This is a genomic window from Variovorax sp. CCNWLW186 (assembly GCF_037203865.1).
Lineage (GTDB): Bacteria > Pseudomonadota > Gammaproteobacteria > Burkholderiales > Burkholderiaceae_C > Variovorax.
On the sequence record NZ_JBBCBO010000001.1, the window covers coordinates 209248 to 231909 of the forward strand.

26 protein-coding genes are annotated in these 22662 nt (G+C 66.0%); 16 read left to right on the top strand and 10 right to left on the bottom strand.

What is annotated here, in order from left to right:
- Positions 1–20: 20 nt before the first annotated feature.
- Positions 21–473, bottom strand: a complete 453-nt coding sequence (locus V9K97_RS01015) for a VOC family protein (RefSeq protein WP_337315850.1) — start codon at positions 471–473, stop codon at positions 21–23.
- A gap of 85 nt (positions 474–558) precedes the next feature.
- Here V9K97_RS01015 and V9K97_RS01020 point away from each other — a divergent pair, with 85 nt between their 5' ends.
- The 3 genes from V9K97_RS01020 (at position 559) to V9K97_RS01030 (ending at position 3006) form a co-directional block, all read left to right on the top strand.
- Positions 559–1752, top strand: a complete 1194-nt coding sequence (locus V9K97_RS01020; RefSeq protein ID WP_337315851.1) for a PLP-dependent transferase — start codon at positions 559–561, stop codon at positions 1750–1752.
- A 15-nt stretch (positions 1753–1767) separates the two neighbouring features.
- Positions 1768–2733, top strand: a complete 966-nt coding sequence (locus tag V9K97_RS01025) for a hypothetical protein (protein ID WP_337315852.1) — start codon at positions 1768–1770, stop codon at positions 2731–2733.
- A gap of 69 nt (positions 2734–2802) precedes the next feature.
- On the top strand, positions 2803–3006 hold the full coding sequence (locus V9K97_RS01030; RefSeq protein WP_126747299.1) for a hypothetical protein: 204 nt from the start codon (positions 2803–2805) through the stop codon (positions 3004–3006).
- Positions 3007–3082: 76 nt separating this feature from the next.
- Here V9K97_RS01030 and V9K97_RS01035 read toward each other — a convergent pair whose 3' ends face one another.
- On the bottom strand, positions 3083–3763 hold the full coding sequence (locus V9K97_RS01035; RefSeq protein ID WP_337315853.1) for an arylesterase: 681 nt from the start codon (positions 3761–3763) through the stop codon (positions 3083–3085).
- Here V9K97_RS01035 and V9K97_RS01040 point away from each other — a divergent pair.
- The 3 genes from V9K97_RS01040 to rlmB are packed head-to-tail and all read left to right on the top strand — an operon-like array spanning position 3762 to position 6241.
- Positions 3762–4484, top strand: coding sequence for an ABC transporter ATP-binding protein (locus tag V9K97_RS01040; protein ID WP_126747300.1), 723 nt, complete (start codon positions 3762–3764; stop codon positions 4482–4484). The two genes, V9K97_RS01035 and V9K97_RS01040, sit on opposite strands and share 2 nt — an antisense overlap.
- Positions 4481–5461 carry a hypothetical protein gene (locus V9K97_RS01045; RefSeq protein WP_337315854.1) on the top strand — a complete coding sequence of 327 codons (981 nt, stop codon included), beginning with the start codon at positions 4481–4483 and terminating at the stop codon, positions 5459–5461. Before V9K97_RS01040 ends, V9K97_RS01045 begins: the two co-directional genes overlap by 4 nt.
- Before the next feature lie 33 nt (positions 5462–5494).
- Positions 5495–6241, top strand: a complete 747-nt coding sequence (rlmB, locus tag V9K97_RS01050) for a 23S rRNA (guanosine(2251)-2'-O)-methyltransferase RlmB (RefSeq protein ID WP_258505868.1) — start codon at positions 5495–5497, stop codon at positions 6239–6241.
- Between the two features lie 232 nt (positions 6242–6473).
- On the opposite strand, the gene V9K97_RS01055 is transcribed toward rlmB, so the two are convergent.
- A complete protein-coding gene (locus tag V9K97_RS01055) occupies positions 6474–6644 on the bottom strand; it encodes a SoxR reducing system RseC family protein (protein ID WP_148110631.1) in 171 nt (56 codons plus the stop codon).
- Between the two features lie 121 nt (positions 6645–6765).
- Entirely contained in the window at positions 6766–7353 is a 588-nt protein-coding gene (locus tag V9K97_RS01060; protein ID WP_337315855.1) for a helix-turn-helix domain-containing protein, read from the bottom strand.
- Positions 7354–7423: 70 nt separating this feature from the next.
- Here V9K97_RS01060 and V9K97_RS01065 point away from each other — a divergent pair, with 70 nt between their 5' ends.
- A complete protein-coding gene (locus V9K97_RS01065; protein WP_337295967.1) occupies positions 7424–7945 on the top strand; it encodes a GNAT family N-acetyltransferase in 522 nt (173 codons plus the stop codon).
- A 14-nt stretch (positions 7946–7959) separates the two neighbouring features.
- On the opposite strand, the gene V9K97_RS01070 is transcribed toward V9K97_RS01065, so the two are convergent.
- From V9K97_RS01070 to V9K97_RS01080, 3 genes are all read right to left on the bottom strand, one after another.
- Positions 7960–8925 (bottom strand): aldo/keto reductase, encoded by a 966-nt coding sequence (locus tag V9K97_RS01070; protein WP_337315856.1) that lies wholly within the window; start codon positions 8923–8925, stop codon positions 7960–7962.
- A 27-nt stretch (positions 8926–8952) separates the two neighbouring features.
- Positions 8953–9561: a chromate transporter gene (locus tag V9K97_RS01075; RefSeq protein WP_337295965.1), complete on the bottom strand. Its 609-nt coding sequence runs from the start codon at positions 9559–9561 to the stop codon at positions 8953–8955.
- A gap of 79 nt (positions 9562–9640) precedes the next feature.
- Positions 9641–10231, bottom strand: coding sequence for a chromate transporter (locus V9K97_RS01080; protein ID WP_258505872.1), 591 nt, complete (start codon positions 10229–10231; stop codon positions 9641–9643).
- Positions 10232–10313: 82 nt separating this feature from the next.
- Between V9K97_RS01080 and V9K97_RS01085 the strand changes: the two genes are divergently transcribed.
- Positions 10314–11231 carry a YihY/virulence factor BrkB family protein gene (locus V9K97_RS01085; protein ID WP_258505873.1) on the top strand — a complete coding sequence of 306 codons (918 nt, stop codon included), beginning with the start codon at positions 10314–10316 and terminating at the stop codon, positions 11229–11231.
- Here the strand turns inward: V9K97_RS01085 and V9K97_RS01090 are convergent.
- Positions 11228–11779 (bottom strand): DUF924 family protein, encoded by a 552-nt coding sequence (locus tag V9K97_RS01090; RefSeq protein WP_337315857.1) that lies wholly within the window; start codon positions 11777–11779, stop codon positions 11228–11230. The two genes, V9K97_RS01085 and V9K97_RS01090, sit on opposite strands and share 4 nt — an antisense overlap.
- 125 nt (positions 11780–11904) lie before the next feature.
- Between V9K97_RS01090 and V9K97_RS01095 the strand changes: the two genes are divergently transcribed.
- The 6 genes from V9K97_RS01095 to V9K97_RS01120 all read left to right on the top strand — a co-directional run bounded on the left by V9K97_RS01095 (position 11905) and on the right by V9K97_RS01120 (position 17662).
- Positions 11905–12354 (top strand): CHRD domain-containing protein, encoded by a 450-nt coding sequence (locus tag V9K97_RS01095; RefSeq protein ID WP_258505875.1) that lies wholly within the window; start codon positions 11905–11907, stop codon positions 12352–12354.
- Between the two features lie 51 nt (positions 12355–12405).
- Entirely contained in the window at positions 12406–13614 is a 1209-nt protein-coding gene (locus V9K97_RS01100; RefSeq protein ID WP_337295962.1) for a patatin-like phospholipase family protein, read from the top strand.
- 76 nt (positions 13615–13690) lie between these two features.
- Positions 13691–14473: a 3-hydroxybutyrate dehydrogenase gene (locus V9K97_RS01105; RefSeq protein ID WP_337315858.1), complete on the top strand. Its 783-nt coding sequence runs from the start codon at positions 13691–13693 to the stop codon at positions 14471–14473.
- Between the two features lie 125 nt (positions 14474–14598).
- Complete coding sequence (locus V9K97_RS01110) at positions 14599–15621, top strand: tripartite tricarboxylate transporter substrate binding protein (protein WP_337315859.1); 1023 nt, start codon at positions 14599–14601, stop codon at positions 15619–15621.
- Between the two features lie 43 nt (positions 15622–15664).
- Positions 15665–16138, top strand: coding sequence for a tripartite tricarboxylate transporter TctB family protein (locus tag V9K97_RS01115; RefSeq protein ID WP_258505879.1), 474 nt, complete (start codon positions 15665–15667; stop codon positions 16136–16138).
- A gap of 15 nt (positions 16139–16153) precedes the next feature.
- Entirely contained in the window at positions 16154–17662 is a 1509-nt protein-coding gene (locus V9K97_RS01120; RefSeq protein ID WP_337315860.1) for a tripartite tricarboxylate transporter permease, read from the top strand.
- Here the strand turns inward: V9K97_RS01120 and V9K97_RS01125 are convergent.
- Positions 17649–18596: a bifunctional helix-turn-helix transcriptional regulator/GNAT family N-acetyltransferase gene (locus tag V9K97_RS01125; protein WP_337315861.1), complete on the bottom strand. Its 948-nt coding sequence runs from the start codon at positions 18594–18596 to the stop codon at positions 17649–17651. The genes V9K97_RS01120 and V9K97_RS01125 overlap by 14 nt on opposite strands.
- Before the next feature lie 164 nt (positions 18597–18760).
- Between V9K97_RS01125 and V9K97_RS01130 the strand changes: the two genes are divergently transcribed.
- Entirely contained in the window at positions 18761–21151 is a 2391-nt protein-coding gene (locus V9K97_RS01130; RefSeq protein ID WP_337315862.1) for a YgiQ family radical SAM protein, read from the top strand.
- Between the two features lie 7 nt (positions 21152–21158).
- On the opposite strand, the gene V9K97_RS01135 is transcribed toward V9K97_RS01130, so the two are convergent.
- On the bottom strand, positions 21159–21614 hold the full coding sequence (locus V9K97_RS01135; RefSeq protein WP_337315863.1) for a DUF1294 domain-containing protein: 456 nt from the start codon (positions 21612–21614) through the stop codon (positions 21159–21161).
- Positions 21615–21836: 222 nt separating this feature from the next.
- On the opposite strand from V9K97_RS01135, the gene V9K97_RS01140 reads away from it, so the two are divergent.
- Positions 21837–22601: a hypothetical protein gene (locus tag V9K97_RS01140; protein WP_337315864.1), complete on the top strand. Its 765-nt coding sequence runs from the start codon at positions 21837–21839 to the stop codon at positions 22599–22601.
- The last annotated feature ends 61 nt before the right edge of the window (positions 22602–22662 follow it).

Here is a 22662-nt window from a genome sequence, read left to right on the forward strand (position 1 = left end):
AAACCCAGTGCGACCGGTGCCTACGCTCCGCCGGAATCGAACATCGCGGTGTAGCGACGCTGCATCTCTTCAGGCGTCAGCTTCTCGATGCTGTGGCCCACGTTCCAGCGATGCCCGAACGGATCGCGGAACACGCCCGATCGCTCGCCATAGAACTGGTCCTGCGGCGCCATGTCGAGCGTGGCACCGGCCTCGACGGCCCGCGCCACCACGGCATCGGCATCGTCCACGTGCAGATGCAGCGTGACCGCGGTGCCGCCTAGCGTCCTGGCGCTGTGGATGCTGTATTCGGCGAACTCGTCTGAAAGCATCAGGATCGCACCGTTGTGGAAGTCGAGTTCCGCATGCCCGATGCGGCCGCTCGGTTCGGTCAGCCGGAAGATTTCCTTGACCTCGAAGACCTTGCAGTAGAAGTCGATGGCGGCGCCGGCGTTGTCGACGCAGAGATACGGAAAAAGCTCGTGGATGGCCATGGAAGCTGCCTTTCGGGTGAGGGGAAAAACAGGCTGTTGCCCATCGGCGCATTGTGCGGCGAAACGCCGCGCTAGCATCGGGGCCATGAGCAAGCCCTCCACGACCCTGATTCACCATCCCTACAAGCCCCCCGCCAACTTCGCCGCGCCGCAGCCGGGCATCTACAAGGCCTCGACCGTGTTCTTCGCCGACGTGGCCGCCATGCGCGCGCGCGACTGGAAAACCAAGGCCGGCTACACCTACGGCCTGCACGGCACGCCGACCACCTTCACGCTCGAGGAACGCCTGGCCACCCTCGAAGGCGGCACCGAATGCCTGCTGGTGCCGAGCGGGCTTGCTGCCATCTCGCTGGTTGCCTTTGCTTTCCTGAAGAGCGGCGACGAGGTGCTGATTCCCGACAATGCCTATGGCCCCAACAAGGCATTGGCCGCCGGCGAGCTGGCCAACTTCGGCATCACGCATCGCATGTACGACGCGATGAACCCGGCCGACCTGCAGGCCAAGCTCTCGGAGCGTACGCGGCTCGTCTGGGTCGAGGCGGCGGGTTCGGTGACGATGGAGTTTCCCGATCTGCCGGCGCTGGTGGACATCTGCCGCGCCCGCGGCGTGGTCATGGCGCTGGACAACACCTGGGGCGCGGGGCTGGCGTTTGCCCCCTTCGATTTCAACGGCAGCGGGCAGGGCGTGGACATCTCGGTGCATGCGCTCACCAAATACCCGAGCGGCGGAGGCGACGTGCTGATGGGCAGCGTCACCACCCGCGACGAGCGGCTGCACCGCGCGCTCAAGCTCACCCACATGCGCATGGGCTTCGGCGTCGGCGTGGGCGACGTGGAGACGCTGTTGCGCTCGCTGCCCAGCATCGGGCTGCGCTATGCCGCCCATGACCGCACCGCGCGCGAACTGGCACGCTGGCTCAGCGGCCGGGAAGAGATCGCGCAGGTGCTCCACCCGGCGCTGGAGGAATCGCCGGGCCATGAAAACTGGCGCGCCCTCTGCGGCGAAACCGACCTGGCCGCGGGCCTGTTCTCGGTCGTGTTCGATGCGAGCTACAGCACCGAGCAGGTCGACCGCTTCTGCGACAGCCTGAACCTGTTCCGTCTCGGCTATTCATGGGGCGGCCCGGTCAGCCTGGTGGTGCCCTACGACATCGGCCTGATGCGCGATGCCAACGTGGCGCCCTGGCCGCACAAGGGCATGCTCGTGCGCTTCTCGATCGGCCTGGAGGACGTGGAAGACCTGCGCGCCGACCTGCAGCAGGCGCTGCTGCAGATGTAGGCCTTGCCCAGGCGCATGGCAAGAAAGAATCGCAAGAGCCAGTCCATCGCCGCGCCGGCCGCCCGCGGCATGGCGCCGGCACGCACAGCGGATACCCATGTCGCCGTGCCGCGCGTGCTCGAGGTTCCCGCGCACGTGCTGGAAGCGCTCGCGCGTGATGGAGCGGTGGAGGGTGTGCCGGACCTCGTCGCCACGCGGCTCCTGCTGGGCGGGCTGGTGGCGCTTTTTGCGCTGATGGCGCTCTCCTTTGCCGCCGCGGTGGTGCTGCAGGACGACTGGTCGAACCTGCACGGCAACGAGGGGATCGTCGCGCTGGCCGTGCTCGCGCTTCTCGCCGGTCTGGGCGGCGGCCTCTGGTATCTGCTGCGGCAATTTGCGCATGTGGGCCAGGGCTCGATCCGGATCGACGCCGACGGCATGCGCTGGGGCAATCCGGCGTCGCCGCAGGCGGTGGCCTGGCGCGAGGTCTGCCGCGTGCGCGCCGGCCTGCAGGATGTGAAAACCGAATTCACTTCGAGCGATGCGATCGTCAAGCGGCTGGTCTTCCAGCGGGCTGCGGGCGGTGGTGAAACCATGGATGTGAGGCTGCCATTGGCGCTGACCATGGGCGCTCCGCGCGTGCTGCGCTTTCGCAACCGCGCCGCACTCCTGCGGGCGTTGCTGCTGCGGCTCGCCACCCAGCCCCGGCCTCGGCTGCGCTTTGCCGCTGAGGTGTTCATCGACGCCGGCATCGATCCTCAGACCTGGGAGCCCATGCTGGCACCTAGGCGGTGGATGTGGCTTTCGTCCCTTGCCGCGCTGCTGCCGGTACTGGCCGTGTTTCTGGTCTGGCCGCTGGGCGAACACGTCGGCTGGATGATTGCGGTCCTTGTCCTGGCAATGCTGGCCGGCGCCGGTGCCATGGGCTGGTTCATGGACCAGCGCTATCCAGGTTTGCAAGGTGTGTTCGAGTTCGAAACACCCGCCGGCCCCGCGCCTTGAGACTGCACCGTTATCGCTTACAGTAGGCTACGCACAGTCACCGTGACTGTCTCGCCTCAAGGAGAAGCAGTGGCAACACCAAATTACGGCTACGAAAAGCGCCAGAAGGAGCTGGCCAAGAAGAAGAAAAAGGAAGAGAAGCTCCGCGAGAAGGCCAATCGCAAGCTCTCTCCAAGCAGCGAAGGACTCGCCCCGGGCGACCCGGAAACCGACGTGGCCTCGCTCGAGCGCGACCCGCCGACGGTGCCCGAGCTGCCGACCAAGAACGGTTGATTCACCGATCGACGCTTTCGAAAAAAAGCCGCTGCAAGCCCTAAGGCCTGCAGCGGCTTTTTTGTTTGTGCCGGGCCTATTTGGCAGCGAGCAGCTTGCGCAGTTCCGGCCACACGTTCTCTAGCAACTGGGGCTGTGCCGCGGCCGTGGGGTGAATGCGGTCGGCCTGGAAGAGCGCCAGCGCATCGGGCGCATCGGCCACGCCCTTGAGAAGAAAGGGCACCAGTGCCGCCTTGGTGGCGCCGGCCACCTTGCCGAACACCGCTTCGAAGCGCCGCGTGTAGTCGCCGCCGTAGTTGGGCGGCACCTGGATGCCGACGATCAGCACCTTGGCTCCGGCCGCCTGCGCGGCCTTGGTGATCTGCAGCAGGTTTTCCTCGGTGTTCTGAAGCGGCAGGCCGCGCAGCGCGTCGTTGGCGCCAAGCTCCACCACCACGTGGCTGGGCTTGTGCTGCGCCAGCAGCGAGGCAAAGCGGGCGCGGCCGCCCGAGCTGGTGTCGCCGCTGATGCTGGCGTTGACCACCGTGGCCGGGATCTTTTGCTCGGCAAGCCGCTTCTCAAGCAGGGGCACCCAGCCTTCTCCGCGCTTCAGGCCGTATTCGGCGCTCAGCGAATCGCCGAGCACCAGAATCACCGGTTTGCGAGGTGCCGCAGCCTGTGCGGTCTGGGCGTGCGCCGTTGCCGATGCCCCTGCAATGCCGGATGCGGCGGCGGTCAAGATAAAGTCACGTCGATTCAAAACGAAAAGCCTTTCCATGTCCCAACTCCCGTCTGAAGCCATTGTCGCCGTCGAGCACGTGTTCAAGTCCGTTACAGACTCGACCGGTACGCTGGACATTCTGCAGGACATCGATTTCACCCTGGGCGCGCGGGAAACCGCCGCCATCGTGGGGGCTTCGGGCTCCGGCAAGAGTACCTTGCTGTCGATCATCGCGGGGCTGGACACGCCCACGCGCGGCACCGTCAAGCTCGCGGGCGACGACATCTTTGCCATCGACGAAGACGCGCGCGCCGCTCTCAGGGCCCAACGCGTGGGTTTCGTCTTTCAGAGCTTCCAGCTGCTCGGCAACCTGAGCGCACTCGAAAACGTGATGCTGCCGCTGGAGCTGGCCGGCCGCAAGGACGCGCGCAAGGCCGCCACGGAGATGCTCGGACGGGTCGGGCTCGGGCAGCGGCTCGGCCACTATCCCAAGGTGCTTTCGGGCGGCGAACAGCAGCGCGTGGCGCTGGCCAGGGCCTTTGTGGTCCAGCCGGCCCTGCTGCTGGCCGACGAGCCCACCGGCAGCCTCGACTTTGCGACGGGCGAGCAGGTGATGCGGCTGATGTTCGACCTGAACCGCGAACTCGGCACCACGCTCGTGCTCGTCACTCACGACCGCGGCATAGCGGCACAGTGCGAGCGCCGCATCACCATCGAAGCGGGGCGCATGGCGCTCAATGAGTCGAAGCCTGTGCTGGTGGCCTCGCTCGAGGCATGATCGTTCCGCAGTTCTGGGCCGAAGGCCGAATTCAGGAGCGGGTGGCGGGCAAGCAGATCACCGTGCGGCGCTACGGCTGGTCCGACGACAGCCCGATTGCCGCCCAGGCGCATGCCGACCAGCGCACGCAGGAAGCCTTCGAGCGCATCGCCCGTGGCGAGCAGCTCGACCGCCGCGAGCGCAAGCTGGCCTACAACGGCGCCCACGGCGTGCCCATCCGCGAGGAAATCGTCGAGCGGCAGGGCGACACCGTCATTACGCGCAACAGCTACGGCGCGCGCTGCCTCAACACGCCCGATGTGCTGTTCGTGGACATCGACTTCGACGAGCCGCTGCGAGGCAGCGTGTTCGGCTTTGCGCTGGCGCCTGCGCTGATTGCGGGCGTTGTCGGCGGATGGGCCGCCAAGACCTGGCTGGGCGGCCTGATTGCGGCCATCGTGGTCTTCATCGTTGCCTACCGCGTCGGCCTGGCCAGGAAGCGCGGCGAGGCCAGCAGCAACCCATCGCCCGAAAAGCGCGCGGCTGAGCGTATCGGGCGCTTCGTGCATCAAAACCCGGACTGGCATCTGCGCCTTTACCGTACCCCGGCCGGCTTTCGCGTGCTGGCGATGCACGACGTCTTCAGCCCGGCCGACCCGGCGGTGGCCGAGTGCTTTGAAGCGCTGGGCGTCGACAAGACCTATGCGCGCATGTGCCGCAACCAGAACTGCTTTCGCGCCCGGTTGAGCGCCAAGCCCTGGCGCATCGGCATCGGCGAACACATGCGGCCGCAGCCGGGTGTCTGGCCCGTGTCCCCCGAGAAGCTGCCGGCGCGCGACGCTTGGGTGGCGCGCTATGAAAAGGCGGCCGAAAGCCATGCCGCCTGCCAGTACCTGGAGAGCGCCGGCAACAGCGGCCGGGTGCATCCGAACGCGCTGGCCGTGCAGGAACTGCACGACGAAAAGACCCGGGCGCACAGCGGATTGCCGATTGCCTGAAGAGCAGGTCGCGTCGCCCTCGATAATCGGGGGATGTCTTCCCCTAAAGTGATCTTCGGCTTCCATGCCGTGGGCGTGCGCATCAAGACCGCGCCGAAATCGGTGCTCGAAGTGATGTTCGACACCAGTCGGCGCGATGCGCGCATGAAACAGTTCATTGCGCGTGCGCAGGAAGCCGGCGTGAGGCTGGTCGAGGCGGATGGCCTGCGCCTTGCCAAGCTCAGCGGCAGCCACGGCCACCAGGGCGTGGTGGCGCGGGTCGAACCCATTGCGCAGGTCCGCTCGCTCGACGAACTGCTCGAGGGCCTCGAAGAAGCCGGCACCGTGCCCCTTCTGCTGGTGCTCGACGGGGTGACCGACCCCCATAACCTGGGCGCCTGCCTGCGCGTGGCCGACGGCGCCGGCGCGCACGCGGTCATCGCCCCCAAGGACCACGCGGCCGGCATCAACGCCACCGTGGCCAAAGTGGCGAGCGGCGCCGCCGAAACCGTGCCGTACTTCATGGTGACCAACCTGGCGCGCACGCTGAACGAGCTCAAGGAACGCAACATCTGGTGCGTGGGCACCAGCGACGATGCGCCCGGCACCCTCTACCAGAGCGACTTCAAACGCCCGCTGGCGTTGGTGCTCGGCGCCGAAGGCGAGGGCATGCGCCAGCTCACCCGCAAGACCTGCGACGAGCTCGTGAGCATTCCGATGGCCGGAGCGGTCGAAAGCCTGAACGTCTCGGTGGCCAGCGGCGTGTGCCTCTACGAGGCGATGCGCCAGCGCGGCACCTGAGGCCGATTGCTCGGCTGGGGATGGTCGAAACCTGTTCGACGACCGTCAGCGGAGCAGGAGTAGCAAAGGGGAGAAGAGGTGCCTTCGAGATGGGCGAAGGAACTGAAAACGGACATGGGGAAGCTAACCTGTGGCGACGCGCACCGCGACCTGCGGTGCGCACGCGAAGTTAGCTAGGCCATGCGCGTGCGGCGTGAAGCCTGTGTGGAATGGGCTGCAGCCAGCATCGAACTCAGGAAGGGTCTTTGCTGCGTGTGCGTCCCACCGCGCTGAAGATGCCGATGCCCAGGATGATCAGCGCGCCAATGCCGATGTAGAGCGTGGGCACGCCGGCGACCGATGCGCCCCAGGCGAGGCCACCCAGGAAAATCAGAAAACCGATCATGTAGAGCACAAAAGACATGCTTGTTTCCCCGAAACTGTGATGCCTTGCAGTATCCCGGCCAGTGCCGGAGCCGGCACAGGCCTTCGTCGCCAGTCGCTGTGGGAACTTGCCTACTACTTCTGGGCAAGCCAGCGCAGGCTTAAGGAGGCGATGCAACCAGCAGGTAGCGGCAGCCAGTGCGGCCAAGCGCCTTGAAGACCAGGGGGCGGTCCACGCCAAAATCCAGGCAATCGCCCTCGGCCAGTTCGAAACGCTCGTCGCCATAGTCCACTCGCAGCGCGCCTTCGAGCATCCAGAGGCACTGGCGATACGGCTTGCCGCTCCATCGCGGATAGCCGACCTGGGCCGAGCGCGGCAGTTCGATCTCCACCATCTCCACGCCGCTGTTTGCACCGCGCTCGGCAATCTGGCGGCGCAAATAGCCGGCCTCGGGGTCGCGCCAGACCTCCTGCTGCGCCCGGGCGCGTAGCCGGCGCGGCGAGCCCTTGTCTTCGGTCAGCAGCTGCGCAAGCGGCACGCCCAGTCCCGCGGCAAGCCGGCCCAGCAACACGGCGGTCGGGCTACTTTCCGCACGCTCGACTTTCGAGATCATCGCCTTGCTGACGCCTGAAAGACTGGCCAGCCCCGCAAGGCTCAGCCCCTTGGCCTGGCGCAGCCCAAGAAGCCGGCCGGCAATGAGCGAGTCGATGTCGGCGGGTTCGTCGGGCGGAGAAGAATTGTTTCTCATATGAGACTATTATTCTCCTATATTAGACAAAACTACCCCACACGTCGCCGCCAGTTCGAAAGGAACCCACATGCGCCTGATTACCTGCACCGAAGAAGCCCACGCGGGCGCGATCCTCGCCATCCTCAACGAAGCCATCGTCAATTCGACCGCGCTGTACGACTACAAGCCGCGCACGCCCGAGAGCATGGTGGCGTGGTTCGCCACCAAGCGCGCCAACGGTTTTCCCGTGATCGGCGTGGAAGACGAGAGCGGCAAGCTGCTGGGCTTTGCAAGCTACGGCGCGTTCAGGGCCTTTCCGGCCTACAAGTACACGGTGGAGCACTCGGTGTACGTCGAGGCCGGGCACCGCGGCGCGGGCCTCGGCCGCACGCTCATGGAGGCGATCATTGCGGAGGCGGCTGCGCGCGACGTGCATGTGATGGTCGGCGCCATCGATGCTGCGAACGCCGGCAGCATCGGCCTGCACGAACGGCTGGGCTTCGAACATGCCGGCACGGTTCGGCAGGCCGGGTTCAAGTTCGGCCGCTGGCTCGACGTGGCCTTTTATCAGCGGATTCTCTCGACGCCGCTGAATCCGGTCGACGGGTAGGCAGGCCCCCGGTGTCAGGCCGGGGTTTCTTCGCTGGCACGGTCCAGCATCTGGATGGTGCCGGCGTCCAGCTTGAGCTGGGTGGCCACGACCAGTTCTTCCAGCTGGGCAATCGAAGTTGCGCTGGCAATGGGCGCCGTGACCGAAGGCCGAGCGATCTGCCATGCGATGGCGACCTGCCCCGGCTTGGCGTTGTACTGCTGGGCCACCTTGTCCAGCGCCTCGAGAATGCGCAGCCCGCGCGGGTTCAGGTACTTCTTGGTGGTATTGGCACCGCGAGCGCTCTTCGAGGCGTCGGCCTCGGTGCGGTACTTGCCGGTCAGAAAACCGGCCGCCAGCGCATAAAAGTTGATGACGCCCACTTCGCGCTTCACGCACAGCGGTTCCAGTTCGTCCTCGAACACTGCGCGGTCGTACAGGTTGTAGAGCGGCTGCAGGCTTTCGTAGCGCGCAATGCCAAGCCGCTCGGATATATCGAGCGCTTCGGCCAGCCGCGGCGCGCTGTAGTTCGAGGCACCGATGGCACGCACCTTGCCGGCCTTGATCAGCTCGTCGAAAGCGCCCAGTGAATCCTCCAGCGGCGTGGCGGTATCGTCGTCGTGCGCCTGGTACAGGTCGATGAAGTCCGTCTGCAGGCGCTTGAGCGAAGCCTCCACCGCTTCGCGGATGTACGTAGGCGACAGGCCCGACTTGCCGTCACCCATGGGCTTGCCGACCTTGGTGGCCAGCACCACGCGGTTGCGCTTGCCGCTCTGCTTGAGCCACTTGCCGATGATGGTTTCGGACTCACCGCCGGTATGGCCCGGCACCCAGCTCGAATAGACGTCGGCCGTGTCGATGAAGTTGAAGCCCGCATCCAGCCAGGCGTCCAGCAGGCGGAACGAGGTGGCTTCGTCCACCGTCCAGCCGAACACGTTGCCGCCGAAGGCGAGCGGTGAAACCAGGAGGCCCGAGCGGCCCAGCGAGCGAAGTTGCGACATGAATTTCTTCCCTAAAAAGAGCGAGGATCAGACAAAACCGATGGCGCCGAGCAGCGCGCCCGCGCCGAGCAGCCACAGCAAGTGAATGCGCGTGCGCCACACGACAAGGGTTGCCGCCGCGCTCAGCAGCCACAGATGCCAGGCGGGCGCGTCGCCCGAATGATTGCCCGCCGCGAGCACCCAGCCGGTGGCAATCAACAGGCCCACCACCACCGGCGCCATGCCCTGCTTGAAGGCGCGCACTCCGCGCTTGTCGCGGTTGCGGTGGCCCCAGCGGGTGGCAAGGTAGGTGAGGGTGGTGCTTGGCAGCATGATGCCGACCATGGTGATCGAAAGCCCGAGAAAGCCGAGCAGCCAGGCGCTCGGCCCGGCGCCGATGCCGCCGCCCGCATTGAGGCCGACGTTCCAGCCCATGAGCGCGACAAAAAGCACGTTGGGCCCAGGCGCTGCCTGGGCTATGGCCACCGACGAGCTGAACTGCGCTTCAGTGAGCCAGCCGTGCTGCGCAACCAGGTAGCGGTGCATGTCGGGCACCGTGGTGATGGCGCCGCTGATCGACAGCAGCGACAGCAACAGGTATTGGCCGAAGAGTGCAAGCCAGTCGTGCCACTGCATCGCGATCGTGACAGGGCTCATGTGGCCCCCACGCTCGGCACTGGCGTGTGCTCGCTGCCCCCCGAGGGGGCGCTCGCACCTTGGGGCGGTCCGGCGGTGCTCATGGCGCAATCCTCCGCCAGGTCCACGCACAGGCCACGCCGCCCACCGCCAGCAGCACCCAGCCGAGCGGAATCTTCAGTACCGCGATGGCGCCGAACACCAGTGCCACGAACACCAGGCAGGCGGCAAAGCCCAGCGGGTGCTTGCGCAGCTGCGGAATCAGCTTGATGCCGGTGGCGGCAATCAGCCCGCCTGACACCGCGCCCATGCCGCGCAGTGCGCCCGCCACCTGCGGGTTGCCGGCGTAGTGCGCGTACAGCACGGCCAGCATCAGGATGACGACGAGCGGTATTGCGAGCATGCCGGCCACGGCGGCGATGGCGCCGCGCAGTCCGAAATACCGGTCGCCGATCATCAGCGCAAGGTTGACCACGTTGGGGCCCGGCATCACCTGGGCCACGGCCCAGTCTTCCAGAAACTGCTCGGGCGTGAGCCAGCGCTTTTTCTCGACCATTTCGCGCTGGACGATAGCAAGCACGCCGCCGAATCCCTGCAGCGCAAGCCAGGTGAATGAAACAAAAAGGTCGCGTGGCGACTTCGGTTGCGGAGGGTCGGATGGCGCCGCCGCGCCTGAGGGAGACGGATGCATGTGGAGCGATTATCGTAGTCCTACCTGCAACACGCCGGGCAGCGGGCTGACATGCCGTTGTGTCATTCAAAAGGGAGACTTCATGATCATGCAGATGCGAGCGCTTTTCGAACTGTGCAAAGAGGCCGTGGCCTCATGGTCGAACGACTATGCCCCGAGCATGGGGGCCGCGCTGGCCTACTACACGGTGTTTTCCATTGCGCCGCTGCTGCTGATCGTGATCGCCGTGGCGGGCCTGGTGTTCGGGCAGGAGGCCGCGCGAGGCGAAATCTTCCTGCAGCTTGCGGGCCTCATGGGCGAGCAGGGCGCGGCCGCGGTGCAGAGCATGCTGCAGGCGGTCAACAAGCCGGCCGAAGGCATCGTCGCCACGGTGGCCGGCATCGGCCTGCTGGTGATTGGCGCGACCACCGTCTTCGGCGAACTGCAGGACGCGCTCGACCGCATCTGGCGCGCACCGGCCCGCGCAAAGAACAAGGGGCTCTTCAACTTGCTGCGCGTGCGCCTGCTGTCGTTCAGCATGATCATGGGCATCGGCTTTCTGCTCATGGTATCGCTGGTGGCGAGCGCGGCGCTGGCTGCGCTCAGCAAGTGGTGGTCGCCGGTGTTCGGCGCCTGGGCGACGCTGGCGCAGGCCGTGAACTTCGTCTTCAGCTTTGCGATGGTGACGGTGATCTTCGCGATGATCTACAAGATCATGCCGCGCGCAAAGGTGCAATGGCGCGACGTGTGGGTGGGCGCCGCGGTCACGGCGCTGCTCTTCACCGTGGGCAAACATCTCATCGGCCTGTACATCGGCAAGAGCAGCGTGGCCTCCGGCTATGGTGCCGCGGGCTCGCTGGTGGTGGTGCTGGTGTGGGTGTACTACTCGGCGCAGATTTTTCTCCTGGGCGCCGAGTTCACCTGGGTGTATGCCAAGACTTACGGCTCGCTCAAGAACGCCAGGGACAGCGCCAGCGCGAATCCTTCGCCCACCCGGTCGGAGCCGCTGCCCCAGCGCTAGCCGGCAAAGCCGCCTTCGTCCAGGAAGCGCTGTTCCTCGGCGCTGCTGGTGCGCCCGAGCAGCTTGTTGCGGTGCGGAAAGCGGCCGAAACGCGCAATGATGTCGCGATGCAATACCGCAAAGCGCTGCGTGTTGGCGTCGAGCGCCGCATTGAGCTCGACCGAACGCTCCTGGTCGGCCAGCGATTCGGAGTGCATGAAGGGCAGGTAGAAAAAGCGCCGCAGCGCTTCGTCCACCTTCAGGTCGAGGCCCGCTTCAATTGCCGTGCGGGCCACGGCCAGCGCCTTCGCATCCGTCGCAAGCATGCGCGCGTTGCCGCGCCAGGTGTTGCGCGGGAACTGGTCCAGCAGCACCATCAGCGCAAGCGCGCCCTCGGCGTCGTTCACCCAATGGTCGAGCTGGCCGAGAGCTGCGGCTTCGTGCGCAGAGAGAAAGCGCCCGCCGAACTCGGCATCGAAGGCATCGTTCTTGGCAAACCATCGGTCGGGCCCGGCGCTGCGCCAGAAGTCGACCACGTCGTGGGCGGTGGGAAGGTTGGCAGGGTTCATCGCCGCATTCTCTTTCAGCTTGGGGCGCCGCGCCGGCGGCCCTGAAAGTCGCGGTGGTGGCCGACATCGGCACGCGCCGGGGCTGCCTATGCTGAAGCGGTTTCATAACTCAGGAGATAAAGCTCATGAACCGATATGGCACTCTTTTGCGCGCAACCCTCATCGCCGGCGTAGCCAGCGTTGCGCTGGCCGGCTGCGGGATGATGTCGAAGTCGAACGTCGCGAGCTTCAGCGGCACCATGAACGCCGCCAGCGAAGTGCCGCCCAACATGACGCGCGGCAGCGGCCTGGCTGAAGCCTGGCTCAACAGGGACACGAACGTCCTGAAATACAAGATCACCTACAGCGGCCTCAGCGGCCCGGCCACCGCCGGCCACTTCCACGGACCCGCGGCAGCGGGTGCCAATGCAGGCGTGGTGCTGCCCTTTGCCAGGACGGAGAGCCCGATCGAAGGCCAGGCCACGCTCACGCCGGCACAGGCCGCCGACCTGCTTGCAGGCAAGTGGTACGCCAACATCCACACGGCGGCCAATCCGGCGGGTGAGATCCGGGGACAGATGCTGCCCAAGATGTAAGGGCGACTGCGGTCAGCTTGCAGTCGCGGGGCTGGTGTCAAATGACACCATATGACGACGAAGAAGCCCCGGAAGCCTCGCACGGCAAGCAAGAAGACCCTGAGCCCGTTCGCAGCGCCCCGCGAAGACATGCGCTCCGCGCGCAAGGCGCTGGTGCTGCAGGGCGGAGGCGCCCTCGGCGCCTACCAGGCCGGCGTTTATGCCGCGCTCAGCGAGACCGACCTGCAGCCGCACTGGATTGCCGGCGTCTCGATCGGCGCCATCAACGCCGCGCTGATCGCGGGCAACGCGCCCGACAAGCGGGTCGACAGGCTGCGGGAGTTCTGGCACCTGGTGTCTTCCGGGCCGGCGCAGCGTCTGCCGGCATGGCTGGGCGACCGCGCTGCGCAGAACCAGTGGAGCGCCTCCATGGCGATGCTGGTCGGCATTCCGGGTTTCTTCGAGCCGCGCTATTCGCCCGCATTGTTGATGGGAGCCGCGGCACCGCTCCTGAGCTACTACGACACCACGCCGCTCAAGCTCACGCTCGAGCGTCTGATCGATTTCGACCGCATCAATGCGTGCGAGGCGCGCTTCAGCGTGGGCGCGGTCGATGTGCGCACCGGCAACTCGGTGTACTTCGACAACACGCGCCAGCGCATCGGCCCGGAGCACATCATGGCCAGCGGCGCGCTGCCGCCGGGCTTTGCGCCGGTGACCATCGACGGCGACGATTACTGGGACGGCGGCATCGTCTCGAACACGCCGCTGCAATACGTGCTCGACATTCACCCGCGCTCCGAGCCGCTGGTGGTGCTGCAGGTCGACCTTTTCAATGCGCGCGGCGAGATGCCGCGCACGCTTTCCGGCGTGCTGGAGCGGCAGAAGGACATCACCTATTCAAGCCGCACCCGCATGAACACCGATGCACTGGCCGCCAACCTCAACCTGCAGCAAGCCATTGCGGACCTGATCTCCAAGCTGCCCGCGAACCTGCGCAATGACCCCTCGGTGCTTGCGGTGCAGGCCGAGCTCACGCACCACCCCATCGACATCTTTCACCTGATCTACCGCGACAAGCCCTATGAGGCCGAATCGAAGGACTACGAGTTCTCGCGCGCCGCGGTCGAAGAGCATTGGGAAGCCGGCGCGCGCGACATGCGGCGAACCCTGGCGCACCCCGAAACGCTGCGCAGCGATGCCACGGTGAACGGCGTGACCACCTTCGACCTCGGCGAGCCGGGTGTGGGGCGCATCAAGCGGCCCGGGCTCTCCCGCTGATGCAAGGCGCCGCTCGCGTGCTCGCCTGAATCCTGCAGTTCCGTTTTCTTTTTTTTCAACCTCAAGGACGTTCACCATGCAACTCAAGGACAAGGTCGCCTACATCACCGGTTCGGCCAGCGGCATCGGCAAGGAGATTGCCGTTCTGTTTGCGCGCGAAGGCGCCAAGGTCGTCATTGCAGACCTCAACAAGCAAGCGGCCGAGGCTACGGCTGCCGAGCTCAAGGCCGCCGGCGCGCAGGCCATCGGTGTGGCGGTGGACGTGACCAGCGAAGAGCAGGTCAACGCTTCGGTCGAAGAAGCGGCCAAGGCCTTCGGCGGCATCGACATTCTCATCAGCAATGCCGGCGTGCAGATCGTGCACCCGGTCGATGAGTTCAGCTTTGCCGACTGGAAGAAGATGCTCGCCATTCACCTGGACGGCGCCTTCCTCACCACCAAGGCCTGCCTCAAGCACATGTACGCCCAGGGCCGCGGCGGCAGCGTGATCTACATGGGCTCGGTGCATTCGAAGGAAGCTTCGCTGCTGAAGGCACCGTACGTCACGGCCAAGCACGGTCTCATCGGCCTGGCCAAGACCGTTGCGAAGGAAGGTGCCAAGCACGGCGTGCGAGCCAACGTGATCTGCCCCGGCTTCGTGCGCACGCCGCTTGTTGAAAAGCAGATTCCGGAGCAGGCCAAGACGCTGGGCATTACCGAGGAGCAGGTCATCAAGAACGTGATGCTCAAGGAAACGGTCGATGGCGAGTTCACCACCACCGAGGACGTCGCCCGCGTGGCGCTGCTGTTCGCGGCCTTTCCGACCAATGCGCTGACCGGGCAGTCGCTGGTGGTGAGCCACGGCTGGTTCATGCAGTAACCAAATCACGCCGCCGGGTGCGGCACACGATGGTTCACCCTAATGTCTCCGGCGAGTGAACTGTGCGAAAAATCGCATGGCCATTCAAACGTCATACCAATGACCTTCGCCAGGAGACAACAACCATGCGTGTCAGTTCGTCCCGTGACAGTTCGTCCAATTTCTTTTCGCGCCGCTCCTTCGTTGCCCATGCCGCGGGCGTTGCGGCGGGGCTTGCCATGTTTGCAGCGGCGGCTCCCGCAGCCGCGCAGGCTTATCCGAGCCGCCCGGTTACGCTGATCGTTCCCTGGGGCGCCGGCGGCGGTACCGATGCCACGGCGCGCATCATTGCGAGCCTGCTCGAAAAAGAACTGGGCCAGCCTTTCACCGTGGTGAACCGCACCGGGGGCAACGGCGTGGTGGGCCATTCCGCCATTGCCGCCGCACCGCCCGATGGCTACACCATCGGCATGGCCACCGTCGAGATCGGCATGATGCATTGGCAGGGGCTGACGCAACTGACCAGCACGTCGTACACCCCTATCGGCCTTGCCAACCTCGATCCGGCCGGCATCCAGGTTCGCGCCGATGCGCCCTACAAGACCGTGGCCGAATTGCTCGCAGCCATCAAGGCCAGCCCCGGCAAGCTGAAGGCATCGGGCACCGGGCAGGGCGGCATCTGGCACCTGGCCATTGCGGGCCTCTTGCGCGACCAGAAGATCGATCCCGCGGCCGTACCCTGGGTGCCGAGCAACGGCGCTGCGCCAGGGCTGCAGGACGTGGTGGCCGGCGGCGTCGACATCGCGCCGGTCTCGCTGCCCGAGGCGCGCTCGCTCATCGACGCCGGCAAGGTCAAGAGCCTTGCAATCATGAGCGACAAGCCTTCGGCGCTGTACCCGAATGTGCCCACGCTCAAGGCGTCCATCGGCAGCGACTGGTCGATGGCGGCCTGGCGCGGCATCGTCGCGCCCAAGGGCCTTCCGGCCGACGTGCGCGACAAGCTCGCGGGCGCGCTCAAGAAAGTGGTGGCGAGCAAGGAGTACACCGACTTCATGGCCTCGCGCGGCTTTGGCGTGATCTATGCGGGCCCCGACGACTTTGCCGCCTACATGGCCAAGTCCGACGCCGAACTCGGCGCAACCATGAAGGCCGTGGGTATCGTCAAGTGAGCGCCGCGCGGCGTGCATGCGCGCCCGGCAAGGGGGCGGCGCAATGAAGTTCAACGACGCGGTCTTCGGCTTGATTCTGCTGGTGCTCGGCGCGTTGGTGCTGGCCGTGGTGCGCAGCTATCCGGGCATACCGGGCCAGCAGGTCGGGCCGGCGCTTTTCCCTGGGCTGATTGCCATCGGCCTATGCGTCTGCGGCCTCATGCTGCTGGTCAAGGGCTGGCGCGAACGCCAGGCCGTGGCCTGGATGCGGCTCGGCGACTGGGCCGCTTCGCCGCGCCACGTGCTGTCGGCCGCGCTGGTCATCGGCTCGGTGCTGTTCTACATGTTCGCCTCGGAGCGGCTGGGCTTCCTGCTGACCGCCTCTGTCTCGCTGCTGGCACTGATGCTTGCCATGCGCGTGCCGGCGGGCCGCGCGGTGCTCATTGCGCTGGTTGCCTCGCTGCTCATCCATGCCGCGTTCTACAAGCTGTTGCGCGTTCCTCTTCCCTGGGGCGTGCTGACGCCCATTGCCTGGTAACCGGGGCCTCTACTCATGTCGGCAGCACTCTTGCAGGCTTTCTCGATGGTCTTCGAGCCCTACACCCTCCTTGTGATGGTGCTGGCCTCGCTCTATGGCCTGTTCGTTGGCGCGGTACCGGGGTTGTCGGCCACCATGGCGGTTGCGCTGCTGGTGCCGGTCACTTTTTTCATGCCGCCCATTCCCGCCATCGCGGCCATGGTGACGGCCACCGCCATGGCCATCTTCTCGGGCGACATTCCCGGCTGCCTGCTGCGCATCCCGGGCACGCCCGCATCCGCCGCCTATACCGACGAAGCCTTCGCGATGACGCGCAAGGGCATGGCCGAAACCGCGCTGGGCGCGGGGCTGGTGTTCTCCGCCGTGGGTGGGCTCTTCGGCACCGTGGTGCTCATCGTGGCGGCGCCTGCGCTGGCCGACTTTGCGCTCAACTTCAGTTCGTTCGAGTACTTCTGGCTCGTGCTGCTGGGCCTGACCTGCGCGGTGTTCATCACTTCGGACCGGCCGCTCAAGGGCATGGTCACGCTGCTGCTCGGCCTGCTGGTGGCCTGCGTGGGGCTCGGCAACCCGGCGGGCTTTCCGCGCTTTACCTTCGGCAATGCCGAGATGACGGGCGGCATCGGCATGATCCCGATGATGATCGGCATGTTCGCCATCTCGGAGGTGATCCGCTTCGCGGTCGACACGCTGCCGCCCGGCGAGATCGTGGTCGAGAAAGTGGGCCGCGTGCTCTCGGGCCAATGGGCGCTGGCCAAGAAGTACCCCGTGCAGATATTGCGCGGCAGCGTGCTGGGTACGGCGGTGGGCGCGCTGCCGGGCGCGGGCGCCGACATCGCGGCATGGATGTCGTACGCCATGAGCAAGAAGTTCTCGAAGGAGCCCGAGAAGTTCGGCACGGGCCATGTCGAAGGTATTGTCGAATCGGGTTCGGCCAACAACAGCGCGCTGGCCGGCGCGTGGATTCCGGCGCTGGTGTTCGGCATTCCGGGCGACTCGATCACCGCCATCGTGATCGGCGTGCTCTACATGAAGAACCTCAACCCGGGCCCGACGCTCTTCACCACCAACCCGCAGAACATCTATGCGGTGTTCATGCTGTTCATCATTGCCAACATCATCATGATTCCGCTCGGCATCCTGTGCATCAAGGTGGCCAAGCGCATCTTGCGGGTGCCGCGCAACGTGCTGATGCCGCTGATCCTGCTGTTCTGCATCGTCGGCGCATTCGCCATCAACAACTCGCTGTTCGACGTGGGCGTGATGCTCGCGGCCGGCATCGTGGCCTACCTGCTCGAGGAGAACGGTTTTCCGATTGCGCCTGCCATCCTAGGTGTGGTGCTCGGCGGCATGCTCGAGGAGAACTTCATCACCTCGATGATCAAGTCCGGCGGCAACCTCGCGGGCTTCGTGTCGCGGCCCATCGCCGCTTCGCTGGCCGCGGTGGTGGTGCTGGTGTGGCTCGCGCCCTTGCTTCGACAGCTCTGGATCAGAAGCCGGCGAACGGCTTCGTCTACTGCAGCTTGAGCGACCACGTCTCGCCGACCAGCTGCTGGCCGAAGCCTTCGTAGGGCTCGGACCTGTCGAGCTTGAAGCCGCGCTTGGCGTAGATGGCACGGGCGGCCTCCAGGCAGCTGTTGGTCCAAAGCACCATCTTCCTGTAGCCCTTGGCGCGTGCGAAGGCGATGCATTCGTCGGTAAGCCGGCCGCCAAGCCCCAGGCCGCGTGCAGACGGCGCGAGCAAAAGCAGCCTCAACTGGGCCGTGGTGGCCGATTTGCGGACCACGAAGATCGCGCCCACCCGCTCGCCGTCGAGCTCCGCAATCCAGCACTTCTCCCACGCCGGTTGAAACTTGCGAACGAACTGGGCCACGATGTCGGCCACCAACGCCTCGAACTCGCTGTTCCAGCCGTACTCGCGCGCATACAGCTCGCCGTGCTGCTGCACCACCCAGCCCATGTCGCCGGGCAACGGGTCGCGCAGCACGACGGTGCGGGTGCGCGCCGCAGGGGCGGTGGCCGGATCGAGCAGGCGCTCGATGCGCGCCATGGCATCGACCACCTGCTGGCGGTCGTGCGGCGGCAACGGGGAGAGCAGGGCGGCTGCCTCGTCGCGCGACTTTTGTTGCAGCGGCGCAAATGCGGCGTGGCCCGCTTCGGTAAGGCGCAGCACGCTTTGCCGCGCGTCGCGGGCGTGGGGCTGGCGCGTGAGCCAGCCTTCGGCTTCGAAGCGGCGCAGGATGCGGCTCAGGTAGCCGGCGTCCAGCCGCAGGTCGCGGCCGATCTCGCTTGCCACGGGCGTTGGCCGGTGGGCCAGCTCGTACAGCACGCGAACGTCGGTCAGCGACATGTCGCTGCCAAGGTACGGATCGAGCACGCCGATTCGGCTCGTATAGAAGCGGTTGAACTGCCGGATCGCCTTGACGGCGGCGGTATCGGGAGTGGCCAGGGTGCTCGACATGATTGCTATTGTCATATTGATAGTTGACTTTGGCAATCAATTAAAGGCCTTGTTCCGGTCGCGCCAAAGCGACCGGACGCGACAGAAGTGATGGAAAACCCTAAAATCGTGGGTTGCCCACTGCGGCGCCGAGCCCGCCAAGCCGCGCCGCCAACTTCCCACTGATGAACGCCCCCGTCGACGTCTCCTTTTTTGCGCGTGCCGCCAAGCCGCTGACCAGCTACCGCAAGTACTGGGCGGCCCGTTTCGGCACGGCCAAGTTCTTGCCCACCACGCGCAAGGAAATGGACGCGCTCGGCTGGGACAGCTGCGACATCATCGTGGTGACGGGAGACGCCTACGTCGACCATCCGAGCTTCGGCATGGCGGTGATCGGCCGCATGCTCGAGGCGCAGGGCTTTCGCGTGGGCATCATCGCGCAGCCCGACTGGCAGAGCGCCGAGCCCTTCAAGGCGCTGGGCAAGCCGAACCTGTTCTTCGGCGTGACCGCCGGCAACATGGATTCGATGATCAACCGCTACACGGCGGACCGCAAGATTCGCAGCGACGACGCCTACACGCCCGGCGACGTGGGCGGCGCGCGGCCTGACCGCGCGGCCATCGTCTATTCGCAGCGCTGCAAGGAAGCCTGGAACGACGTTCCCATCATCCTCGGCGGCATCGAAGGCTCGCTGCGCCGTATTGCGCATTACGACTACTGGCAGGACAAGGTCCGCCGCTCGATCGTGGTCGACTCGAAGTGCGACCTGCTGCTGTACGGCAACGCCGAGCGGGCCATCGTCGAAATTGCCCACCGCCTGGCAGCCCGCGAACCGGTGCACGAGATCACCGACGTGCGCGGCACCGCATTCGTGCGGCGCGACACGCCAGAAGAGTGGTTCGAGATCAACTCCACCAGCGTGGACGAACCCGGCCGCGTCGAGGCCCACGTCAACCCATACCTGATGGTGTCGGAGCAGGCCAAGGCCAACGGCGCGACCTGTGCGAAGGAAGACGAAGCCCAGGCCGTGGCGCAAGCTGCTGAAGCAGGCGCCGCTGTGAATCCGGCCATCAAGCCGCTCACCTTCGTGCCGAACCCCGCGCTCGCGCAGCGCACCAGAATCAAGGTGCCTCCGCGCGACCGCAGCGTGATTCGCCTGCCTTCGTACGAGCAGGTGCGCGCCGATCCGGTGCTCTATGCCCACGCCAACCGCGTGCTGCACCTCGAAACCAACCCTGGCAACGCCCGCGCGCTGGTGCAGGCGCACGGCGAGGGCGCCACGGCGCGCGACGTGTGGATCAACCCGCCGCCCATTCCGCTCACCACGGCCGAGATGGACTACGTGTTCGACCTGCCGTACGCACGCAGTCCGCATCCGCGCTATGCCGACGAAAACGGCAGCCACGACGGCCCGACCAAGATCCCCGCGTGGGAAATGATCCGCTTCAGCGTGAACATCATGCGCGGCTGCTTTGGCGGCTGCACCTTCTGCTCCATTACCGAGCATGAGGGCCGCATCATCCAGAGCCGCTCGGAAGAATCGATCATCAAGGAGGTCGAGGCCATTCGCGACAGCGTGAGCGGCTTTACCGGCACCATCTCCGACCTGGGCGGCCCCACGGCCAACATGTACCGGCTCGGCTGCAAGAGCCCCGAGATCGAGGCCGCCTGCCGCAAGCCCAGTTGCGTGTATCCGGGCATCTGCCAGAACCTGGGCACCAACCACGACCCGCTCATCAAGATCTACCGCCGTGCGCGTGCGCTCAAGGGCATCAAGAAGATCCTGATCGGCTCGGGCCTGCGCTACGACCTGGCCGTGCAGTCGCCCGAGTACGTGAAGGAACTGGTGCAGCACCACGTCGGCGGCTATCTGAAGATCGCTCCCGAGCACACCGAGCAGGGCCCGCTCACCAAGATGATGAAGCCCGGCATCGGCAGCTACGACAAGTTCAAGCAGATGTTCGAGAAGTTCTCGGCCGAGGCGGGCAAGAAGCAGTACCTCATTCCGTACTTCATTGCCGCGCACCCGGGCACCAGCGACGAGGACATGATGAACCTCGCGATCTGGCTCAAGAAGAACGGTTTCCGCGCCGACCAGGTGCAAACGTTCTACCCGAGCCCAATGGCCACGGCCACCACGATGTACCACACCAACAAGAACCCGCTGCGCAAGATCACGCGCGACAGCGAGACGGTGGACATCGTGCGCGGCGACAAGCGCCGCCGCCTGCACAAGGCCTTTTTGCGCTACCACGACGCCAACAATTGGCCGCTGCTGCGCGAGGCCTTGAAAAGCATGGGCCGTGCCGACCTGATCGGCAACGGCAAGCATCACCTCATTCCGACCTGGCAGCCGCTCACCGACGGCGGCTACACGAGCGCGCGGCGCAAGAACTCGACCACCGCGCCGGTCGCGGCCAAGGCTGCTGCGCCGGTCAGGCTCGCGCCCGTGAAGCCCTCGAAGGGCCGCATGCTCACCCAGCACACCGGCCTGCCGCCGCGCGACAACGGTTCGGCACCACCGCGTAAGGCTGCGGCCGGCCCGGTGCGCGGCAGCATTCGCAAGCCACGCTGAGCCGAGCTCAGCCCGCGAGCAGTCCGGCCGGCACCAGCTTGCCGACCCAGGCAGCCACAGCGGCGATATTCAGCAGCACGGTGGCCCAGTAGCCCGCCATGAAGCTCGCCTTGCGCGACTTGTGGCGAAAGAGCCGCTGCGCGCACCATGCGCCCGGCCATCCTCCCGCCAACGACAGCAGATGCAGCGTGCTCTCCGAGGTGCGCCAACGTCCGGCTTGCGCGGCGCTCTTGTCAAAGCCGTAAACCGCGAAGGTCAGCAGGCTGACCAGCAGCACCACGCCCAAGGCAAGCGGCGGCAGGCGTGCGGTCCATACGCCGTAGCCGAGCAGGGCCGCATAACCCAGGAGCAGCAGGCCCATCGGCAGCATCGACGATGAGGAGGAGGGCGCAGCCCCGCTGCGTCGTCGCGAATCGGCTGCGGTGCGGCCTGCATTCGGCGATGCGGGAGCTTGGCGCTTCACGGTTTGCAGACTGAAAGAGAAGGATGCATGGCGGGATTCTCGCCGCCCGTTGTATCGTGTGGCCCCATGAGTACTTTGTTCTCTCCGCCGGTTTCATGGTTGCGAGCCCTGGCGGGGGGCATTCTGTTCGCCACTTCAGTGCATGCGTTCGCGGCGCCTTCCGAATCTCCATCTGCATCGGCCAGCGCTTCGGCTGAAGCGCTGCGCGCTACGCACCAGCGCATGAAGGGCAAGCTCGAGCGCAGCGGCTTCGGAAGGCCCATTCAGCTCGATTCGCTGGAAACGCCGGGCGGGCTGCAGGGCGACATCTACGCGGTGGTGGACCACTCGCTGCCGGAGATCAGCGCTGCGCTCAAGGAGTCGTCCCACTGGTGCGAACTGCTCAAGCTGCACGTCAACAATCGCCGATGCCGCGCGGGCACCACGCCGCAGGGGCAGGACATGCTGACGCTGTTCGTCGTGCGGCGCTACGACAAGCCGGTCGATCAGGCGTTTCAGCTGCCCTTCATCTATCGCGTGGCCAACGCAACGCCGGAGTACCTGTCGGTCGAGATGAACGCCGCCAGCGGGCCGCTGGGCACGAGCAACTACCGCGTCACGCTCGAAGCGGTGGCGCTCGACGAGAAAAAGAGCTTCCTGCATTTTGGCTACAGCTACGACCACAACATGATGGTTCGCATGGCCACGCAGGCGTACCTGGCCACCTTCGGCCGCAACAAGGTGGGCTTTACCGTGGTGGGCAAGGAGGTCGACGGGCAACCCGAGTACATCCGCGGCGCGCGCGGGCTGGTGGAGCGCAATGCGATGCGCTACTTTCTGACGCTCGACACGTATCTCTCTTCGGAAGCGGGCGCGCCGGCCGAGCGCCGCGAGCGCTCCTGGTTCGCTGCGGCCGAGCAGTATCCGCGGCAGCTGCACGAGATCGAGCTGGAAACCTACCTTGCGGTCAAGCGCGAGGACCGCGAACGCGACGGCACGAAGCGCTGAGCCGGCGCGAAGAAAAGGCGCGGCCAACCGCAGTCTTTCGACTGCAATTTCACGGGCTTGT

Bases quoted from the DNA above. Each gene is read 5' to 3' on its own strand.
- V9K97_RS01035 (WP_337315853.1), bottom strand. From the start codon at position 3,763: ATGGAAAGGCTTTTCGTTTTGAATCGACGTGACTTTATCTTGACCGCC.
- V9K97_RS01045 (WP_337315854.1), top strand. From the start codon at position 4,481: ATGATCGTTCCGCAGTTCTGGGCCGAAGGCCGAATTCAGGAGCGGGTG.
- V9K97_RS01060 (WP_337315855.1), bottom strand. From the start codon at position 7,353: ATGAGAAACAATTCTTCTCCGCCCGACGAACCCGCCGACATCGACTCG.
- V9K97_RS01070 (WP_337315856.1), bottom strand. From the start codon at position 8,925: ATGTCGCAACTTCGCTCGCTGGGCCGCTCGGGCCTCCTGGTTTCACCG.
- V9K97_RS01130 (WP_337315862.1), top strand. From the start codon at position 18,761: ATGAACGCCCCCGTCGACGTCTCCTTTTTTGCGCGTGCCGCCAAGCCG.
- V9K97_RS01105 (WP_337315858.1), top strand. From the start codon at position 13,691: ATGCAACTCAAGGACAAGGTCGCCTACATCACCGGTTCGGCCAGCGGC.
- V9K97_RS01015 (WP_337315850.1), bottom strand. From the start codon at position 473: ATGGCCATCCACGAGCTTTTTCCGTATCTCTGCGTCGACAACGCCGGC.
- V9K97_RS01080 (WP_258505872.1), bottom strand. From the start codon at position 10,231: ATGCATCCGTCTCCCTCAGGCGCGGCGGCGCCATCCGACCCTCCGCAA.
- V9K97_RS01025 (WP_337315852.1), top strand. From the start codon at position 1,768: ATGGCAAGAAAGAATCGCAAGAGCCAGTCCATCGCCGCGCCGGCCGCC.
- V9K97_RS01110 (WP_337315859.1), top strand. From the start codon at position 14,599: ATGCGTGTCAGTTCGTCCCGTGACAGTTCGTCCAATTTCTTTTCGCGC.
- V9K97_RS01115 (WP_258505879.1), top strand. From the start codon at position 15,665: ATGAAGTTCAACGACGCGGTCTTCGGCTTGATTCTGCTGGTGCTCGGC.
- V9K97_RS01065 (WP_337295967.1), top strand. From the start codon at position 7,424: ATGCGCCTGATTACCTGCACCGAAGAAGCCCACGCGGGCGCGATCCTC.
- V9K97_RS01075 (WP_337295965.1), bottom strand. From the start codon at position 9,561: ATGAGCCCTGTCACGATCGCGATGCAGTGGCACGACTGGCTTGCACTC.
- V9K97_RS01125 (WP_337315861.1), bottom strand. From the start codon at position 18,596: ATGTCGAGCACCCTGGCCACTCCCGATACCGCCGCCGTCAAGGCGATC.
- rlmB (WP_258505868.1), top strand. From the start codon at position 5,495: ATGTCTTCCCCTAAAGTGATCTTCGGCTTCCATGCCGTGGGCGTGCGC.
- V9K97_RS01140 (WP_337315864.1), top strand. From the start codon at position 21,837: ATGAAGGGCAAGCTCGAGCGCAGCGGCTTCGGAAGGCCCATTCAGCTC.
- V9K97_RS01120 (WP_337315860.1), top strand. From the start codon at position 16,154: ATGTCGGCAGCACTCTTGCAGGCTTTCTCGATGGTCTTCGAGCCCTAC.
- V9K97_RS01100 (WP_337295962.1), top strand. From the start codon at position 12,406: ATGACGACGAAGAAGCCCCGGAAGCCTCGCACGGCAAGCAAGAAGACC.
- V9K97_RS01020 (WP_337315851.1), top strand. From the start codon at position 559: ATGAGCAAGCCCTCCACGACCCTGATTCACCATCCCTACAAGCCCCCC.
- V9K97_RS01090 (WP_337315857.1), bottom strand. From the start codon at position 11,779: ATGAACCCTGCCAACCTTCCCACCGCCCACGACGTGGTCGACTTCTGG.
- V9K97_RS01095 (WP_258505875.1), top strand. From the start codon at position 11,905: ATGAACCGATATGGCACTCTTTTGCGCGCAACCCTCATCGCCGGCGTA.
- V9K97_RS01055 (WP_148110631.1), bottom strand. From the start codon at position 6,644: ATGTCTTTTGTGCTCTACATGATCGGTTTTCTGATTTTCCTGGGTGGC.
- V9K97_RS01040 (WP_126747300.1), top strand. From the start codon at position 3,762: ATGTCCCAACTCCCGTCTGAAGCCATTGTCGCCGTCGAGCACGTGTTC.
- V9K97_RS01085 (WP_258505873.1), top strand. From the start codon at position 10,314: ATGATCATGCAGATGCGAGCGCTTTTCGAACTGTGCAAAGAGGCCGTG.